We start from the raw sequence: 15,327 nt of genomic DNA on the forward strand, positions 1-15,327 counted from the left end.
CACCCCATGGCGGGGCATTCCAAATTCAAGAATATCATGCATCGCAAGGGGGCGCAGGACAAAAAGCGCTCGGCGATGTTCTCGAAGCTGTCGCGTGAAATCACGGTCGCGGCCAAGATGGGGCTGCCCGATCCCGACATGAACCCGCGCCTGCGCGCCGCGGTGCTGGCGGCCAAGGCCCAGTCGATGCCCAAGGACAATATCCAGCGGGCGATCGACAAGGCCTCGACCGGCGACACCGAGAATTACGAGGAAATCCGCTACGAAGGCTTTGGCCCGGGCGGCGTCAGCCTGATCGTCGAAGCGCTTTCCGACAATCGCAACCGGACCGCGACCAACGTCCGCACGGCGTTCAGCAAGAACGGCGGCAACCTTGGTGCGTCCGGTTCCGTCAGCCACGGCTTCGAACGGCTTGGCCTGATCGAGTATGACGCGGCGGCCGGCAATTCCGACCAGGTGCTGGAAGCGGCCATCGAAGCCGGCGCGGACGACGTCGAAAGCGACGAGGACGGCCACCAGATCTGGACCGGCATGGACGGCATGCACGACGTCGCCAAGGCGCTCGAAGCGACGCTTGGCGAACCCGCCGCCGTGAAGCTCGCCTGGCGCCCGCAGACCCCGGTCGGGGTTGGCGAGGAAGAGGCCGGGCAGCTGATGAAGCTGATCGACACGCTGGAAGAGGACGACGACGTCCAGACCGTGTGGGGCAATTACGACATCCCGGACGACGTGATGGAGCGGCTGGGCTGATCATCCTCGGCCTCGACCCGTCGCTCAGCTCAACGGGCTGGGGCATCATCCGGGCCGACGGCAATCGCCTCAGCCACATCGCCAATGGCCAGGTGAAGACCCGTGCGACGGGCACCCTGCCGGCGCGCCTCCTGGAACTCGCGGCCCAGCTCGAGGCGGTGATCGCCGCGCACCGGCCGGGGGCCGCGGCCGCCGAAGAGGTGTTCGTCAACCAGAACCCTGGCTCGACCCTGAAGCTCGCGCAGGCGCGGGGGGTCGCGCTGCTATGCGCCGCTCGGGCGTCGATCGAAGTCGGAGAATATGCCCCGACGCTTGTCAAAAAGGCCGTGGTCGGCACCGGCGGCGCATCCAAGGATCAGGTGCACGCCATGGTCGCGCGCCTGCTTCCCGGCGCAAGGATCGCCGGCCCTGACGCCGCCGATGCGCTGGCGGTCGCCATCACCCACGCGCATCATTTGGCAAGTGCCGGGCGAGGGATCCGCTAAGAAATCCGCCGTCCTAATCTTGTCGGAGGGCTGTCTTTCTTCCTACCAATGGGCAGAACAAGGGCCGCCCTTCGATAAGCACAGGGCAAGCGGGATGGCGCGACGTTGATAGCAAGGCTTGCCGGAACCCTCGTCGAAACCACCGCCGATAGCGCCGTCGTCGATGTCGCCGGCGTCGGCTACCTCGTCCTCGCCTCCACCAAGACCCTGGCTGCAATCGGCCCGACCGGCGGCAGCGTCATGCTGCTGACCGAATTGCAGGTGCGCGAAGACAGCATGACGCTATTCGCCTTCGGTTCGGCCGGCGAGCGGGAAGCCTTCCGCCAGTTGACCAGCGTGCAGGGCGTCGGGGGCCGGCTGGCCCTGGCGATCCTCTCCATCCTCCCGCCCGATGACCTTGCCCGCGCCGTGTCGGCCGGCGACAAGGCCAGCATCTCCCGGGCCAGCGGTGTCGGGCCCAAGCTGGCGCAGCGCATCGCGATGGAGCTTCAGGGCAAGCTTGGCCTTCCTGCGCTCGCCGCGACGGCCGGCGCCACCGTTCCGCGCGGCGGCCACACCCAGGACGCCCTGTCCGCCCTTGCCAATCTCGGCTTCAAGCCCGCCGAAGCCAGCAGCGCCGTCGCCGCCGCGAGCGAGGAGCTCGGCCCGAATGCGACCCTGGATGCGCTGGTGCGCCTGGCGCTGCGCAAGGCCGCGAAATGAGAATTCTGCACCTGGCGATCGTGGCGGTCGGCATGCTGCTCTATGCAGGCGTGCACGCCGGTCTGGTCCACCACGACAGCCTGCTGCGCGACCACGGTCCTGACGTCATCGCCGGGGCCGTCCTCCTGTCGATATTCGAACTCTGGCCGGGCAAGCCCGACACGGTCGTTCGGCTGCTGGCGAGCTTTGGCGGCAAAGTCGCTCTCGTGCTCGGAGCATCGCTGACTTGGGAAGTGATCGTGCCTCTCGTGCAGGCCCATTCCGTTGCCGACTGGCGGGACGTGCTGGCCTACCTGGCCGGAGGCGCACTGCAGCACGGATTGGTCATGCTGGCGACCAGGCGCGCCCAAGCTTCTCCATCCAAGCTTGCCACGTCCGAAAGTGGACTGCCGTCATGAGGGTGCCTGCCCGCACCGTTTGGCGCGTCTTGCCATGCATCTTCGTCGGCCTGTTGACCGCTTGCGCCACCACCGCCGGCGATTACGCACGCACTGATTCCTGCCTCGCCGGGAACCGGGCTTGGGATTATTCGGCTAAGCGCTGCACCGCCCTGCCCGACCCCCGGGTCGACGCGCTGAAGGTGGACAAGTCCGACCGCCGGCTCCTGGCCTATCGCGACGGCAAGCTGGTGCGCGCCTTCCGCGTCGCCCTTGGCCGGGGCGGCCTTGCAGCCAAGCAACAGCAGGGGGACGGGCGGGTGCCGGAAGGCCGTTACCGGATCACCGCCCACAATCCGCAAAGCGCGTTCCACCTTTCGTTGCGGATCGGCTATCCGACCGCCGAGCAGGTTGCGGCAGCGTCCCGGCGGGGAGTATCGCCGGGTGGCGACATCATGATCCATGGTCTCCCCAACGGCCAGGCGGCGCTTGGCAGCCGGCACACGCTAACCGACTGGACCGACGGCTGCGTTGCATTGACCAATCCCGAAATCGAATGGCTTTATCGCGCCGTTCCCGACGGAACCCCGATCGAGATCGAGGCATGACCATGACTCACACCGCTTCCTGCCGCTGCGGCCAACTCCGCGCCACCGCGCTTGGCGCTCCGGTGCGGGCATCGATCTGTCATTGCCTGGACTGCAAGCGACGCAGCGGCTCGTCCTTTGCGGCGCAGGTGCGCTTTCCGGCCGATCGGGTCACGATCGAGGGCACGGCGAGTGAGTACGCCCACGCGGGTCACAATGGCGTCACCCGTTTCCATTTCTGCCCAGATTGTGGCGGAGCGCTATACTATCAGCACGATTATTCGCCCGAGACGATCGCCATCGCAATGGGCATGCTGGACGATCCCCATGCCTTCGCTCCCGCTTACTCGGTCTGGGAATCACGCAAGCACGATTGGCTTGAGATCACCGGCCCGGGCATCGAGCACGACTAACAGGGCGCTCGCCAACCCTCTGTCCTACAGCGCCCGCCGCGTGCAAGGTGGCCCCATGTCGCGCCCGACGCGCCCTTCTCGCACTCCAGCGCCGCTCGACAAGCCCATTGCAGGGGGCGAACAAATGGGGGACGTAGTGTCCATGTTGTTCAAGTTGACCGTTTCGCCTGACCCTTGATGGCCACGGATCCCGCCCGCCTGACCACGCCCGAGCGCACGGCCGAAGACGCCGATGCCGCGCTGCGGCCAAAGTCGCTCGACGAATTCGTCGGCCAGAAGGGCGCGCGTGAGAACCTGCGGGTCTTCATCTCGGCGGCGAAGGCGCGCGGCGAGGCGCTGGACCACGTCCTTTTCTTCGGCCCGCCCGGCCTCGGCAAGACCACGCTCGCGCAGATTGTCGCTCGGGAAATGGGCGTCGGCTTTCGCGCCACCTCCGGCCCGGTAATCGCCAAGTCGGGCGATCTTGCCGCGCTGCTCACCAACCTCGAAGACGGCGATGTCCTGTTCATCGACGAAATTCACCGCCTCAACCCCGCCGTCGAGGAAGTGCTCTATCCGGCGATGGAGGACCGCGCGCTCGATCTGATGATCGGCGAGGGTCCGTCCGCCCGTTCCGTCCGCATCGACCTGCCGCGCTTCACGCTGGTCGGCGCCACAACCCGTCAGGGACTGCTCACGACCCCGCTGCGCGACCGCTTTGGAATCCCGGTGCGCCTCAATTTCTACACTGTGGACGAACTGGAACAGGTGGTGCGCCGCGCCGCCCGGCTGCTCGGCGCGGACCTTGGCGAGGATGGAGCGCACGAAATCGCCCGCCGCAGCCGGGGCACCCCGCGCATCGCCGGTCGCCTGCTGCGCCGGGTCCGCGACTTCGCGCATGCGGCAGGATCCGACCACATCGACGCTGCCACCGCCGATCGGGCGCTGACCCGGCTGGAGATCGATGCCCTTGGCCTGGACGCGATGGACCGGCGCTACCTCCACATGATCGCCGACCTCTACGGCGGCGGCCCGGTCGGCGTCGAAACGCTCGCGGCGGGCCTGTCCGAACCGCGCGACACTATCGAGGATGTCATCGAACCCTATCTTATTCAGCTCGGCCTCATCGCCCGCACGGCACGCGGACGCTGCCTCAACGGTCGCGGCTGGACCCATCTTGGCCTCAACCCGCCCGCCGGTGCGCAAACCGGCCTGTTCGACGGCAATGGAGTGAAGTGATGAGCCTTGTTGTTGCCTTGCTTGCCGCCCAGTCCGCCGCGGCTCCCGCTGTCGCGGTTCCCGCCGCACCCAACTATGCGCAAGCGGCCAGCTGGCTGTGCCTGCCGGGCCGCCGCGACGCGTGTTCGACCCCGCTGCCGACGACTGCGCTCAACCCCAACGGCTACGGCTCGACGGGTCTCAGCCCGGTCGCCGCCACCCCCGCGCTCGACTGCTTCTATGTCTACCCGACGGTCAGCCGGGATCGGGGGATGAACAGCGATCTTCAGACCAGCGAGGAAAACGGTGCCGCCCAGTCACAATTCGCCCGCTTCGCCGCCGGTTGCCGGACCTTCGCGCCCGTTTACCGGCAGATGACGACCCAGGCGATCGCCGCGGCGGCGGTCGGCACCGATCTTGGGCCGGCCAGGGAGCTTGCCTACGGCGACGTGCGCGCCGCCTTCCGCTACTATATCGCCAGCCGCAATAACGGCCGCCCGTTCGTCCTCGTCGGCCACAGCCAGGGCAGCTGGCATCTTCAGCGCCTGATCGCGGAAGAAATCGAGGGCAAGCCGCTCGCGCGCCAGATGGCGCTTGCCATCATTCCCGGCTTCAACGTCCTCGTGCCCGAAGGCAGGCTCACCGGCGGAACCTTCAAGTCGACCCCGCTATGCAGCCGCCCCGGCGAGACGGGCTGCGTCATCAGCTACGTCAGCTTCCGCACGCAGAACCCGCCGCCCAAGGGTGCGCTGTTCGGCTACTCCCCCGCACCCGGCATGACCGTCGGCTGCGTCAATCCGGCGCGGCCGGGCAGCCGCAATTGGGAAACGCTCGACAGCTATTGGGCGACCCGTTCGACCCTTCCCGTCCCGGGTGGACCGATCGTCTGGTCCACGGCGGGCGCTCCACCGACACCCTTTGTTCGCACCGAAGGGCTGACCTCGGCCCGCTGCGTCAACAACGGACCGCAGGGTTATCTCGAGGTTCGGGTCAATGCCGATCCGCGCGATGCCCGCACCGACCGCATTGGTGGTGAAGTCGGCATCGGCGGGTTTTTCCTGCCCGGCTGGGGCATGCACCTGGCCGACATGAACGCGCCGCAGGGCGATCTCGTCCGCCTCGTGCAGGAGGTCGGTCCGGCGGCCAATCGGGCGCGGCCCGTCGCGCGCTGACCACGGGCCGCGCCGCTCCGGTTGCGCTATCCGCACCGGGCGCTAGGCCCGCGCACATGAACGAACACCAGCTTGGCCGGCCGTACCGCGGCGGCTTTGTCGGGCGCGAACACCACTTCGCCCTGACCGTCTATTTCGAGGACACCGACGTCGCGGGCATCGTCTACTACGCCAATTACCTGAAGTTCATGGAACGGGCGCGTTCCGACATGCTCCGTGCCGCCGGCGTCGACCAACGGGGCGCGCTGGAAGGCGGCGAAGGCGTCTACGCCGTGGCCGAGGCGAACATCCGGTATCTCCGCCCCGGAAAGCTGGGTGACGAATTGCAGATCATCTCCACCGTCGAACAGGTTCGTGCCGCCTCCGTTCTTATTCATCAGCAGGTCAGGCGCGGACCGGAAATATTGGCGGAAGGGCGGATAACCGCCGCTTTCCTGACCCTGGACGGCCGGCCCACGCGCCAGCCGCGCCAGTGGGTCGAAACGTTTGAGAGCATTGCTCGGGGGGAACAACAATGACGGGCGCACTTCAGCCCGCCGACATGATGAGCCCGCTGGCGCTGTTCATGCATGCCGACGTGGTGGTGAAAGCCGTGATGATCGGCCTGCTGCTCGCCAGCGTATGGACCTGGGGCATCATCATCACGCACGCCGCCCGCCTGCGCCGCATCAACCGCGCCACCGACCGCTGGGAGGGCGACTTCTGGCAGGCCAAGGATATCGACGCGTTTCACGCCAGCCGCGGCAAGGACCCGGTGCCCAGCGCCCGGATCGTCGCCGCCGGCCTCGACGAATGGCGCCGCTCGACCCGGACCAAGGCGATCGACCGATCCGGCACGCGTGAACGGCTCGCCAGCCGCATGAATGGAGAGATCGCGGCCGAACTCGATCGGCTGTCGGACCGGCTCAATATCCTCGCCACCGTCGGCTCCGTCGCGCCCTTCGTCGGCCTGTTCGGTACTGTCTGGGGCATCATGCGCAGCTTCACCGCCATCGCCGGGGCCAACAACACCTCGCTCGCAGTGGTCGCGCCCGGCATCGCCGAGGCTCTGTTCGCCACCGCCATCGGCCTGTTCGCGGCCATTCCGGCGGTCATCGCTTACAACCGGCTGACTCACGGCCTCGATCGCCTGGAAGCGAAGCTCGGACGCTTTTCCGATCGTTTCCACGCAACACTCAGCCGCGAGCTGGAGGTCGACGCCTAGTGGGGATGAACCTCACCAGTCGCAGGGGCCGTGGCCGCCGCGCGCCGATGGCCGAGATCAACGTCACCCCGCTGGTCGACGTCATGCTGGTGCTGCTGATCATCTTCATGGTGACCGCTCCGCTGCTGGTCGCCGGAGTGCCGGTCGACCTGCCCGAAACCCGGGCGGGTGCGCTCGACCAGCAGGCTAGCCCGGTGCAGATCGCAATGGACGGGAACGGGGTGATCTTCGTCGACGACCAGCCCGTCGATCCCTCCGCACTGCCCGCGCGCCTTGCCGCCATTGCGGCCCAGCCGGCGCCGCCCGAAGGCAGGCGCATCTACCTCCGCGCCGACCGCGGTCTCGACTACGGCAAGGTTATGAGCGTCATGGGCGAGCTCAATCGCGCCGGCCTCAATCGGGTCGCGCTGGTCTCGGTCGGCGGCGATCAGCCATGAGGCTCGACCGGGGTGAGATCGGGGGGACCGGGCTTGCCCTGCTGCTGCACGCCGGGCTGGTGATCGCGCTGACCACCAGCCTCGCCTCCGTCCCGAACGAGCCCGAACCGCCGAGCATGGAGGTCGAGCTGATCGATAGCGACGAGGTTGGGCTTCAGGCTGCCGCCCCGACCAACGCACCACCGCCGCCAAGCCAGGCGCCCGCTGGAAGCGCGGCGCCTCAGCCTCCTCCGGTGCCACGCATCGAACCGACATCGGCTCCACCGCAGCCAGCTCCGATCGTTGCGCCTCGTCCTGCCCCTCCACGGGCGCAGCCCACGCGGCCCGCTCCTGCGCCAGCCGCCCGGCCCAGACCCGCACCTCCGCGCACCTCCCGGCTAGGCGACGATTTCCTCAAGGGCATTGCCGATGCCACGCCATCCGAGCGGCCGGCCGCGCAGTCCGCGGCGACCTTCAGCGCCGCCGCAAAGGCCAGCGTCGACCAGGCGATCAAACGGCAGATCCAGCCCTGCGCCGACCGCCAGCCCGCCCTTGGGCCGGGCGCCGAGCGCATCCGGGTGGTCCTCAACCTGCGGCTGTCGCCTACCGGCCGCCTGAGCCGCCCGCCGACGGTAGTTCGTACCAGCGGCGTCGACGACGACAACGCCCGCTTCGAAGAACTTGTCACCGATCAGGCCATCGCCGTCTACCGCGCCTGCTCGCCGCTCCGCCTGCCGGCCGAACTGTACAGCACGCCGCAAGGTGGCTGGGGCAACATCAACATGACCTATCGGGTGCCGTGAGGACCATTATGCTGAGATCCATCGCCATTGCCTCGCTGCTGTTGATCGGCAGCGCCGCCCACGCGCAGGAAGAGCCACCGCCCGTGGAGGTCGACATCGTCGGCGGTGGTGTGCGCACCGTGGGAACGGTCGCCGTTCCGGCAATCCCGACCCAGGGGACGGTCGATACCAGCCTTGGCACGCAGGTCGCTTCCGTCATCGCCTCCGACCTGCGCTCCACTGGCCAGTTCACCCCCCTGGGGCCGCAGGGCATCCCCACCTATGGCTATGCACAGGCTTCCGCCCCTGCCTTTCCCACCTGGCGCTCCGCCGGCGCCCAGCATCTGGTCAGCGGCTACCTCGAAAGCGGACCGGGCAACGCGCTCACCCTTGGCTGCTATCTGTTCGACGTGACTGCCGGCCGCGAACTGGTGCGGCAGGGCTTCGCGGTTACTCCAGCCAACTGGCGCCGCGCCGCGCACAAGTGCGCCGATGCAGTCTATTCCCGCCTGACCGGCGAGCAGCCCTTCCTCGATACCCGCCTGGTTTTCGTCGCCGAGACCGGCCCCAAGGATCGCCGATTGAAGCGAATCGCGATCATGGATTCGGACGGCGCGAACTTGCGCTACCTGACCCAGGGTGAAGCGACCGTCGTGACGCCTCGCTTCTCACCCGACGGCAGCCGCCTCGCCTACTTGTCCTACCAGGGTCGCCGCGCCCGGGTATGGGTGCTCGACATCGCAACGGGCGCCAAGCGGCTGCTGGTCCCGAGCCTGGCTTTGACCTCCGCGCCGCGCTTCTCCCCGGACGGGCGCCGGATCGCCTTCGCGATGTCGGCCAATGGCAACACCGATATCTACGTCACCGACGCCGCCGGCGGCGGCACCCCGATCCGCCTGACCAGCGCACCGGGCATCGACACCGCGCCCAGCTTCTCGCCCGACGGGAGCCGCATCGTGTTCGAAAGCGACCGGGGCGGGTCGCAGCAGCTGTATGTCATGAATGCCGACGGCTCCGACCAGCGCCGGATCAGCTTCGGTGGCGGCGGCTATGCCTCGCCCGCCTGGAGCCCGCGCGGCGACCGGATTGCCTTTGTCCGGGTTGGCGCGTTCCGCATCGGCGTCATGAACGCCGGCGGCGGTGGCGAGCGCATCCTGACCGATGGCTGGCAGGATGAAAGCCCGAGCTGGGCGCCCAATGGCCAGTTCATCATGTTTAACCGCTTCACTCCGGCCGGCAGTTCAAGCCTGTTCGCCGTTCCGGTCGCCGGCGGTACCGCGCGCCGGCTTCCGACCCCGCAGGACGGCTCCGACCCGTCCTGGTCACCACTTCAGCGCTAAGGAGAACATAGATGCGCAAGACCCTGATCCTCACCGCCGCCGCGCTGGCGCTGACCGTCGCGGGCTGCGGACGCAAGCAGGTCGCCACCACGCCGCCGCCCGCCGCGGAAGGCACCGTGACCGAGATCGGCACCAACCCGGAGGAGGTTGGGCTGGTCGAACTGCCCGGAGCGCAGGCCGCCCTTGTCGCCGCGGCGGGCACCGATACCATCTTCTTCGCGACGGACGAATCGATCGTCGATGCCCAGGATCGGGCGGTCCTTTCCGCTCAGGCGCGCTGGCTGCTCGCCAATCCCAATGTTCGCGCCAGCGTGGAAGGACACGCCGACGAACGTGGCACGCGTGAATATAATCAGGCGCTGGGTGAACGCCGTGCGAATGCGGCGAAAAACTATCTCGTCAGCCAGGGTGTCCCGGAGAATCGCCTGCTGGTGGTAAGCTGGGGGAAAGAACGCCCGCAGGCGACCGGCTCCGACGAGCAGGCCTGGGCACGCAACCGTCGGGCGGTCACCGTCGTCGTCCGGTGACGATTGGCTTTGCGGTGACGACGCGCTCTCGGGATCCGGTTTTGGCCGGGTTCCGAGGGGTCAGGCAACCATCCGCCGCTCGTTGTGACCCGTCGCCGCCAGCCACGAACGGGCCTGGCGCTGGGCCTCGGCAATCTCGCGCGCGGTCATCTCTACGCTGATCTCCGCGCGACACTGCTGGCCCCGCGTGCAGCCGTTCAGCGCGGCGAGGTTGAACCACTTGTGCGCTTCGATGAGGTCGACGATGACGCCGCCCCGCCCGGTGGAGTAAGCGACGCCCAGGTCGAACAGTGCGTCGACATTGCCGCGTTCCGCGTCCGCGATCCGGCTCCGCATCAGAAACTCGGCGCTCTTCAGGCTGATGGCCATTGGTAATCTCCCCGTCGTGTTGCAGAGGAAGCTGCGGCACTGCTGGTCACCAAATGGTTAACGCGGAAATCACCCTGATCGCTGTGATGTTTCCGCCACCGAAAGATTGTCGATCAGCCGGGTGCTCCCGATCCGCGCCGCCGCGATCAGCCGGGCGCCGGGACCAGCAGCCGCGATCGGTTCCAGCGACGTCTCGTCCACCATCGCCAGATAGTCGACTGGACCAAAGCCCGCCGCGGTCAGCGCATCGGTAGCTTCCCGCAGAACCGCGTCGGCCGACCGCCCCTCGCGCAACGCAGCGGCCGCTCGCCTTAAGGTCGTTGGAAGTGTCACCGCCCGCCGCCGTTCGTCTTCGCTGAGATAGGCATTGCGCGACGAGAGGGCGAGCCCGTCCGCCTCGCGGACCGTCGCCAGCCCGGCGATCTCCACGGGCAGGCCAAGGTCCATCACCATTCGCCGCACAACCGCGAGCTGCTGCCAATCTTTCTCCCCGAAGACCGCAACATCCGGCGCGACGGCGATCAGCAGTTTGGCCACAACCGTCGCCACCCCGTCGAAATGCCCCGGCCGAGCCGCGCCTTCCCAGCGCTCGCTCACGCCCGCCACCTGGACGCTGGTCGCAAATCCTGCCGGATAAATGTCGCCCACCGCCGGCAACCAGACGAAGTCCACGCCTTCCGCGTCAAGCAAGGCAAGGTCGCGCGCCTCCTGCCGTGGATAGCGCCCCAGGTCCTCGCTCGCCCCGAATTGCAGCGGATTGACGAAGATGCTGACCGCCACTTGGCTTGCCCGCCTTCGCGCCTCGCGCACCAGCGCCAGATGCCCCTCGTGGAGCGCGCCCATCGTTGGAACCAGCGCCACCGTGCCACCGAAGCCACGCCGCGCCGCCGTGACATCTTCACCGCCACGGATGATTTGCACCCTCGATTCCCCCGCATTAAACATCGGCAAGTGAGGGCGCTTTGAAGCGCGGACAAGGGAAATCCAAGTGACTCAACCGCATTTCATCGTCTTCGCCAATGAAAAGGGCGGCACCGGCAAGTCCACCACCGCCGTTCACACCGCCGTGGCCCTGGCAGCCGCCGGGCATCGTGTCGGCGTCCTCGACCTCGACCATCGCCAGCGGACCACCACCCGTTATCTCGACAATCGCGCCGCCACCATGCGCCGGCTGGACACCGCGCTTGCCCAACCCACGTTCGAAGTGCTCGCCGATCTTACGGAGGAGGCGCTGGCAGCTGCCATCGATCGACTGTCGGCGGAGGCGGATGTGCTTGTTATCGACACTCCTGGCCGCGACGATGCCGTCGCCCGCGCCGCCATCCTGCGCGCCGACACGCTGGTCACTCCGATGAACGATAGCTTCGTCGACCTTGACCTCATCGGCCAGGTCCACCCGGAAAACTTCAAGGTCACCAAGCCCAGCTTCTATGCCGAGCTGATCTGGAACAGCCGGACCGCCCGCGCCAAGGCTGCGGGCAAGAGCGTCGATTGGGTCGTGCTGCGCAACCGGATGCAGCACATCGGCTCCCATAATCAGCAGCGGGTCGGCGCTGCCCTCGACGAGCTTGCCCGCCGCGTCGGCTTTCGGGTGATCCCCGGCCTTGGCGAGCGCGTCATCTACCGCGAACTCTTCCCCAAGGGCCTGACCTTGCTCGACCTGAAGCAGATCGGCGATGTCGGCATGGGTCATATCGCCGCCCGCCAGGAGCTGCGCGAGATGGTCGCCGGCCTCGGGATTCCGGCGGCGGAGCGGGCCGAAGCGGCCTAGCGAATCCTCGTCATTGCGAGCGTCGCAAAGCAACCCAGCGACGGAACTGGATTGCGTCGTCGCTTCGCTCCTCGCAATGACATTGAACCTTCAACTCTCCTATGAGTTCGGCCCCGCAATGACCCATAGCTTCAATCCCACCATCCTGCGCGAATATGACATTCGCGGCGTCGTCGGTTCAACGCTTCACGAAGCTGACGCCTACGCGCTCGGCCGCACCTTCGCCGCTCACGCCCGCGAGGAGGGAGTCCAGCGCCTCGCCGTGGGCCGTGACGGGCGCGAGCATTCGCCGGAAATGGAGGAAGCCCTCGTCCGAGGTCTGACCGAGGGCGGGATCAACGTCGTCCGCGTCGGCCAGGGCCCATCGCCCATGCTCTACTATGCGGTGGCCGAGCTCGACGTCGACGGCGGCATCCAGATCACCGGCAGCCACAATCCTGCCGACTATAACGGCTTCAAGATGCTGCTGCCCAATCGCTCGGTGTTCGGCGAGGAGATCAAGCAACTCGGCGCCCGCGCGCTCGAAGGCCGCTGGAGCGAAGGACAGGGCCAAGTCACGGACGTCGACATCCTCGACCGCTACGTCGCTCGGCTCGTCGAGGATTTTCAGGGCGGTGAGTTTCGCATCGGCTGGGACGCCGGCAACGGTGCGGCCGGACCCGCGCTGGAAAAGCTCGTCAAACTGCTCCCTGGCGAACATCACCTGCTGTTCACCGACGTCGACGGCCGCTTCCCCAATCATCATCCGGACCCGACAGTCGAAAAGAACCTCGAACATCTGAAGGCCCTGGTGCGAGAGAAGAACCTCGACTTCGGCATCGCCTTCGACGGCGACGGCGACCGCATCGGCGCCATCGACGGCAAAGGCCGGGTCATCTGGGGCGACCAGTTGCTGATGATCCTCGCCGGCCCCGTGCTGAAGGACAATCCGGGCGCCACCATCATCGCCGACGTGAAGGCCAGCCAGACCCTCTTCGACCGGATCGGCGAGTTGGGTGGCAAGCCGCTGATGTGGAAGACTGGCCACAGCCTCATCAAGTCCAAGATGAAGGAAACCCTGGCGCCGCTGGCCGGCGAAATGAGCGGCCACATCTTCTTCAAGCACCGCTGGTACGGCTTCGACGATGCCCTCTATGCTTCCGTCCGCCTGATCGAGGCGGTGGCGCAGTCCGGCAAGAGCCTGACGCAATTGAAGGACGAAATGCCGACCAGCATCGCAACGCCCGAGATGCGTTTTCCGGTCGAGGAAAGCCGCAAGTTCGCGGTTGTCGACGAGGTTCTCGCCCGCCTGTCGGCTCAGGGTGCCAGGGTCGATCCGACCGACGGTGCGCGGGTCATGAACGGCGACGGCTGGTGGCTGCTACGCGCTTCCAACACCCAGGACGTCCTCGTCGCACGCGCCGAGTCCACGGACGAAACCGGCCTTCGGCGCCTGGTGGCGGACATCGACGAACAACTGGCTCAATCCGGCATCCAGCGGTCCGAGGCCGATCACTAGGCGGTCAGGTGCTCGCGCCGGAACACGGCCGCGGCGCTGACATACCAGTCGATCCAGTCGCGTTGGCTCCATTTGTCGCTTGGCCCGCGATAGGATTGGTCGCCCATGTGATAGCCAAGCTCGCGCCAGAAAATCTTGTGCTGCCGCGGCGACAGCGACCGCCCCTGGACATAGCCGGCCAGCAGTCCGGCGCTGTAGTTGGCCATGGCGACCTTGGTCCCATACGGGAAGAAATTGTTCTTCACGATATCGCGGCGCCCGAACATGTTCAGCATGAATCTGACGCTCTTGCCGTTGGCGCCCATCACCACCCCGCGTGAAAAGCCGCTGGCCGCCCAGTCCCGTGCGATCTTGGCCGCGGCGGCCATGTAGCCTGCCGGAATGTTCTTCAGGGTCATGATCAACAGCTTGACCGGCGCGGCGATGCTGCCGCCCGTCACGAATTTGTAGATGTCTCCCGCCATCTTGCGCAGGTCGCTGGCACTGGGAGTCTTCAGCTCCTGCAGATCCACTGCCAGCCGGCCGACGATGGCCTTGGCATCAAGCCGGTATTTTAGCGGAATATATTTGCGGTAATCGGCGCTGTCCGGGATCGCCCGCATCAGCGCGAAGGACGATGAATCCGCCCGGGCCTCGCCGTCGGCAAAATTCCTCCGGGTTCAGGCTTTCCAGCAATTCGGCCGTCGTCAGCTCCGCTTCGCCGATCAGTTCCGGAAAGGCTTCCATGCTGACTTCGGGGCCAGGGGCGCCCGGCGCCTCCAGCTCCATTTCCAGTTCGTAGAGATCCTGTGCCATCGCCCGGCTCCCCGGCGCGACCTGATGGCGCACCTTCCAGGCCGATCGTTATACGCCGGGGAGCGGACGATTGGTGGCGCGGTGAACGGCTAGTCCATCCACGCTAGTCGACCGGCCTTGGATCAGACGCGGGCGCCCTTGCCGCGCAGGGTCTTCAGCAGGCCGAAGCCGAACAGCGCCGCTGCCGCCGCCGTTGCGATCGGCTGCGCCCTGGCGAAGTCGCGCACCGCACCCACGCCCTTGCGAGCGCTGCCCGACAACTGATCCAGCGCGCCGTCCTGCTGCAGCTTTGGATCGCCCGTGGCCTGGCCCAGCGACGTCTTGAGGTCGCCCTTCATCTGTGTGCCTTCACCGGCAAGCGTATCGATGTTCATCCTTGTCTCCGTCGATGGGTTGTAGCGTTCAAACGCCCGGGGATCGGTTCCGGTGCCGCCGACGGAGCGACGAAATCCGGTCAGGGGCGCTCGCCGCCCCCACCAGTGGCACTCAGGGCCACATCGACCTTACCGCGCCGTTGTTCCCGCGCCGCCTTGTACGCCTGATACTCGTCAGGCTTGGTCCGAAATGGCTCGCGCCAATCCTGTCCCTGAGTGGCCAGGATCACTGCTTCAACGGCCCTGGCAGCTACCGGCAGCAGCGGGATCACGTCCGTTCCCTGGCACTTGAGAAGCTTATCCTCGCAGTGCGTCGCGGTCGCTTCTGCCGTGCGGGCGCGCTCCGTCCGTTCCGGCAATTGCGGATCGCGCGCTCGCTGACCCGCCAGAATCTCGGGTTCGATCCTGTAGCCGGGGGTTCGACTTGCGCAGACCGTCACGTCCGCTTGAGATTTTTCAGTCGGACAGGGAGGCGGCAGCAAGTTGATTATGACGGGCTCTGCCGAAGCGTCGGGCGGCGGCGACGATTGCGCGGCAATCGATACAAGCAACGCAGTGACCAACATCG

Annotated in this window: 22 protein-coding genes; 16 read left to right on the plus strand and 6 right to left on the minus strand. The window is 67.0% G+C overall.

Annotated elements, in window-relative coordinates; all coding sequences use genetic code 11:
• Positions 1-6 precede the first annotated feature (6 nt).
• From AC4GYS_RS01690 to pal, 14 genes are all read left to right on the plus strand, one after another.
• A complete protein-coding gene (locus AC4GYS_RS01690; protein ID WP_491107382.1) occupies positions 7-750 on the plus strand; it encodes a YebC/PmpR family DNA-binding transcriptional regulator in 744 nt (247 codons plus the stop codon).
• A complete protein-coding gene (gene ruvC, locus AC4GYS_RS01695; protein WP_491109341.1) occupies positions 747-1,235 on the plus strand; it encodes a crossover junction endodeoxyribonuclease RuvC in 489 nt (162 codons plus the stop codon). The genes AC4GYS_RS01690 and ruvC overlap by 4 nt, the downstream gene beginning before the upstream one ends.
• 105 nt (positions 1,236-1,340) lie before the next feature.
• Positions 1,341-1,937 carry a Holliday junction branch migration protein RuvA gene (gene ruvA, locus AC4GYS_RS01700; protein ID WP_491107383.1) on the plus strand — a complete coding sequence of 199 codons (597 nt, stop codon included), beginning with the start codon at positions 1,341-1,343 and terminating at the stop codon, positions 1,935-1,937.
• On the plus strand, positions 1,934-2,335 hold the full coding sequence (locus AC4GYS_RS01705) for a hypothetical protein (protein WP_491107384.1): 402 nt from the start codon (positions 1,934-1,936) through the stop codon (positions 2,333-2,335). The genes ruvA and AC4GYS_RS01705 overlap by 4 nt, the downstream gene beginning before the upstream one ends.
• A complete protein-coding gene (locus tag AC4GYS_RS01710; RefSeq protein WP_491107385.1) occupies positions 2,332-2,922 on the plus strand; it encodes a L,D-transpeptidase family protein in 591 nt (196 codons plus the stop codon). Before AC4GYS_RS01705 ends, AC4GYS_RS01710 begins: the two co-directional genes overlap by 4 nt.
• Positions 2,919-3,314 carry a GFA family protein gene (locus tag AC4GYS_RS01715; RefSeq protein WP_491107386.1) on the plus strand — a complete coding sequence of 132 codons (396 nt, stop codon included), beginning with the start codon at positions 2,919-2,921 and terminating at the stop codon, positions 3,312-3,314. Before AC4GYS_RS01710 ends, AC4GYS_RS01715 begins: the two co-directional genes overlap by 4 nt.
• A 177-nt stretch (positions 3,315-3,491) precedes the next feature.
• Positions 3,492-4,532, plus strand: a complete 1,041-nt coding sequence (gene ruvB / locus AC4GYS_RS01720) for a Holliday junction branch migration DNA helicase RuvB (RefSeq protein ID WP_491107387.1) — start codon at positions 3,492-3,494, stop codon at positions 4,530-4,532.
• Positions 4,532-5,683, plus strand: coding sequence for a DUF3089 domain-containing protein (locus tag AC4GYS_RS01725; protein WP_491107388.1), 1,152 nt, complete (start codon positions 4,532-4,534; stop codon positions 5,681-5,683). Before ruvB ends, AC4GYS_RS01725 begins: the two co-directional genes overlap by 1 nt.
• 56 nt (positions 5,684-5,739) lie before the next feature.
• Entirely contained in the window at positions 5,740-6,201 is a 462-nt protein-coding gene (locus tag AC4GYS_RS01730; protein WP_491107389.1) for a YbgC/FadM family acyl-CoA thioesterase, read from the plus strand.
• Positions 6,198-6,887: a protein TolQ gene (tolQ, locus tag AC4GYS_RS01735; protein WP_491107390.1), complete on the plus strand. Its 690-nt coding sequence runs from the start codon at positions 6,198-6,200 to the stop codon at positions 6,885-6,887. Before AC4GYS_RS01730 ends, tolQ begins: the two co-directional genes overlap by 4 nt.
• The gene (locus AC4GYS_RS01740) at positions 6,887-7,324 is read left to right on the plus strand and encodes an ExbD/TolR family protein (protein ID WP_491107391.1); all 438 of its coding nucleotides are present in this window, start codon (positions 6,887-6,889) and stop codon (positions 7,322-7,324) included. The genes tolQ and AC4GYS_RS01740 overlap by 1 nt, the downstream gene beginning before the upstream one ends.
• Positions 7,321-8,106 (plus strand): hypothetical protein, encoded by a 786-nt coding sequence (locus AC4GYS_RS01745; RefSeq protein ID WP_491107392.1) that lies wholly within the window; start codon positions 7,321-7,323, stop codon positions 8,104-8,106. The genes AC4GYS_RS01740 and AC4GYS_RS01745 overlap by 4 nt, the downstream gene beginning before the upstream one ends.
• An 8-nt stretch (positions 8,107-8,114) precedes the next feature.
• Positions 8,115-9,425 (plus strand): Tol-Pal system beta propeller repeat protein TolB, encoded by a 1,311-nt coding sequence (gene tolB / locus AC4GYS_RS01750; protein ID WP_491107393.1) that lies wholly within the window; start codon positions 8,115-8,117, stop codon positions 9,423-9,425.
• Between the two features lie 11 nt (positions 9,426-9,436).
• Positions 9,437-9,952, plus strand: coding sequence for a peptidoglycan-associated lipoprotein Pal (gene pal / locus AC4GYS_RS01755; protein WP_491107394.1), 516 nt, complete (start codon positions 9,437-9,439; stop codon positions 9,950-9,952).
• A gap of 60 nt (positions 9,953-10,012) precedes the next feature.
• Here the strand turns inward: pal and AC4GYS_RS01760 are convergent, their stop codons facing one another.
• Together AC4GYS_RS01760 and panC are read right to left on the minus strand one after the other, a co-directional pair.
• Complete coding sequence (locus AC4GYS_RS01760) at positions 10,013-10,321, minus strand: hypothetical protein (protein WP_491107395.1); 309 nt, start codon at positions 10,319-10,321, stop codon at positions 10,013-10,015.
• Between the two features lie 69 nt (positions 10,322-10,390).
• Positions 10,391-11,242 (minus strand): pantoate--beta-alanine ligase, encoded by an 852-nt coding sequence (gene panC, locus AC4GYS_RS01765; protein WP_491107396.1) that lies wholly within the window; start codon positions 11,240-11,242, stop codon positions 10,391-10,393.
• Positions 11,243-11,303: 61 nt separating this feature from the next.
• Here panC and AC4GYS_RS01770 point away from each other — a divergent pair, with 61 nt between their 5' ends.
• Together AC4GYS_RS01770 and pgmG are read left to right on the plus strand one after the other, a co-directional pair.
• Positions 11,304-12,092, plus strand: coding sequence for a division plane positioning ATPase MipZ (locus AC4GYS_RS01770; protein ID WP_491109342.1), 789 nt, complete (start codon positions 11,304-11,306; stop codon positions 12,090-12,092).
• 118 nt (positions 12,093-12,210) lie between these two features.
• Complete coding sequence (gene pgmG, locus AC4GYS_RS01775) at positions 12,211-13,590, plus strand: phosphoglucomutase/phosphomannomutase PgmG (RefSeq protein ID WP_491107397.1); 1,380 nt, start codon at positions 12,211-12,213, stop codon at positions 13,588-13,590.
• On the opposite strand, the gene AC4GYS_RS01780 is transcribed toward pgmG, so the two are convergent.
• From AC4GYS_RS01780 to AC4GYS_RS01795, 4 genes are all read right to left on the minus strand, one after another.
• The gene (locus AC4GYS_RS01780; protein ID WP_491107398.1) at positions 13,587-14,192 is read right to left on the minus strand and encodes a hypothetical protein; all 606 of its coding nucleotides are present in this window, start codon (positions 14,190-14,192) and stop codon (positions 13,587-13,589) included. The genes pgmG and AC4GYS_RS01780 overlap by 4 nt on opposite strands.
• Positions 14,131-14,385, minus strand: coding sequence for a hypothetical protein (locus AC4GYS_RS01785; RefSeq protein ID WP_491107399.1), 255 nt, complete (start codon positions 14,383-14,385; stop codon positions 14,131-14,133). The genes AC4GYS_RS01780 and AC4GYS_RS01785 overlap by 62 nt, the downstream gene beginning before the upstream one ends.
• Before the next feature lie 122 nt (positions 14,386-14,507).
• The gene (locus AC4GYS_RS01790; RefSeq protein WP_491107400.1) at positions 14,508-14,759 is read right to left on the minus strand and encodes a CsbD family protein; all 252 of its coding nucleotides are present in this window, start codon (positions 14,757-14,759) and stop codon (positions 14,508-14,510) included.
• A gap of 80 nt (positions 14,760-14,839) precedes the next feature.
• On the minus strand, positions 14,840-15,199 hold the full coding sequence (locus AC4GYS_RS01795; protein ID WP_491107401.1) for a hypothetical protein: 360 nt from the start codon (positions 15,197-15,199) through the stop codon (positions 14,840-14,842).
• Positions 15,200-15,327: the final 128 nt, after the last annotated feature.

The organism is Sphingomonas sp. SP1, from assembly GCF_058313395.1.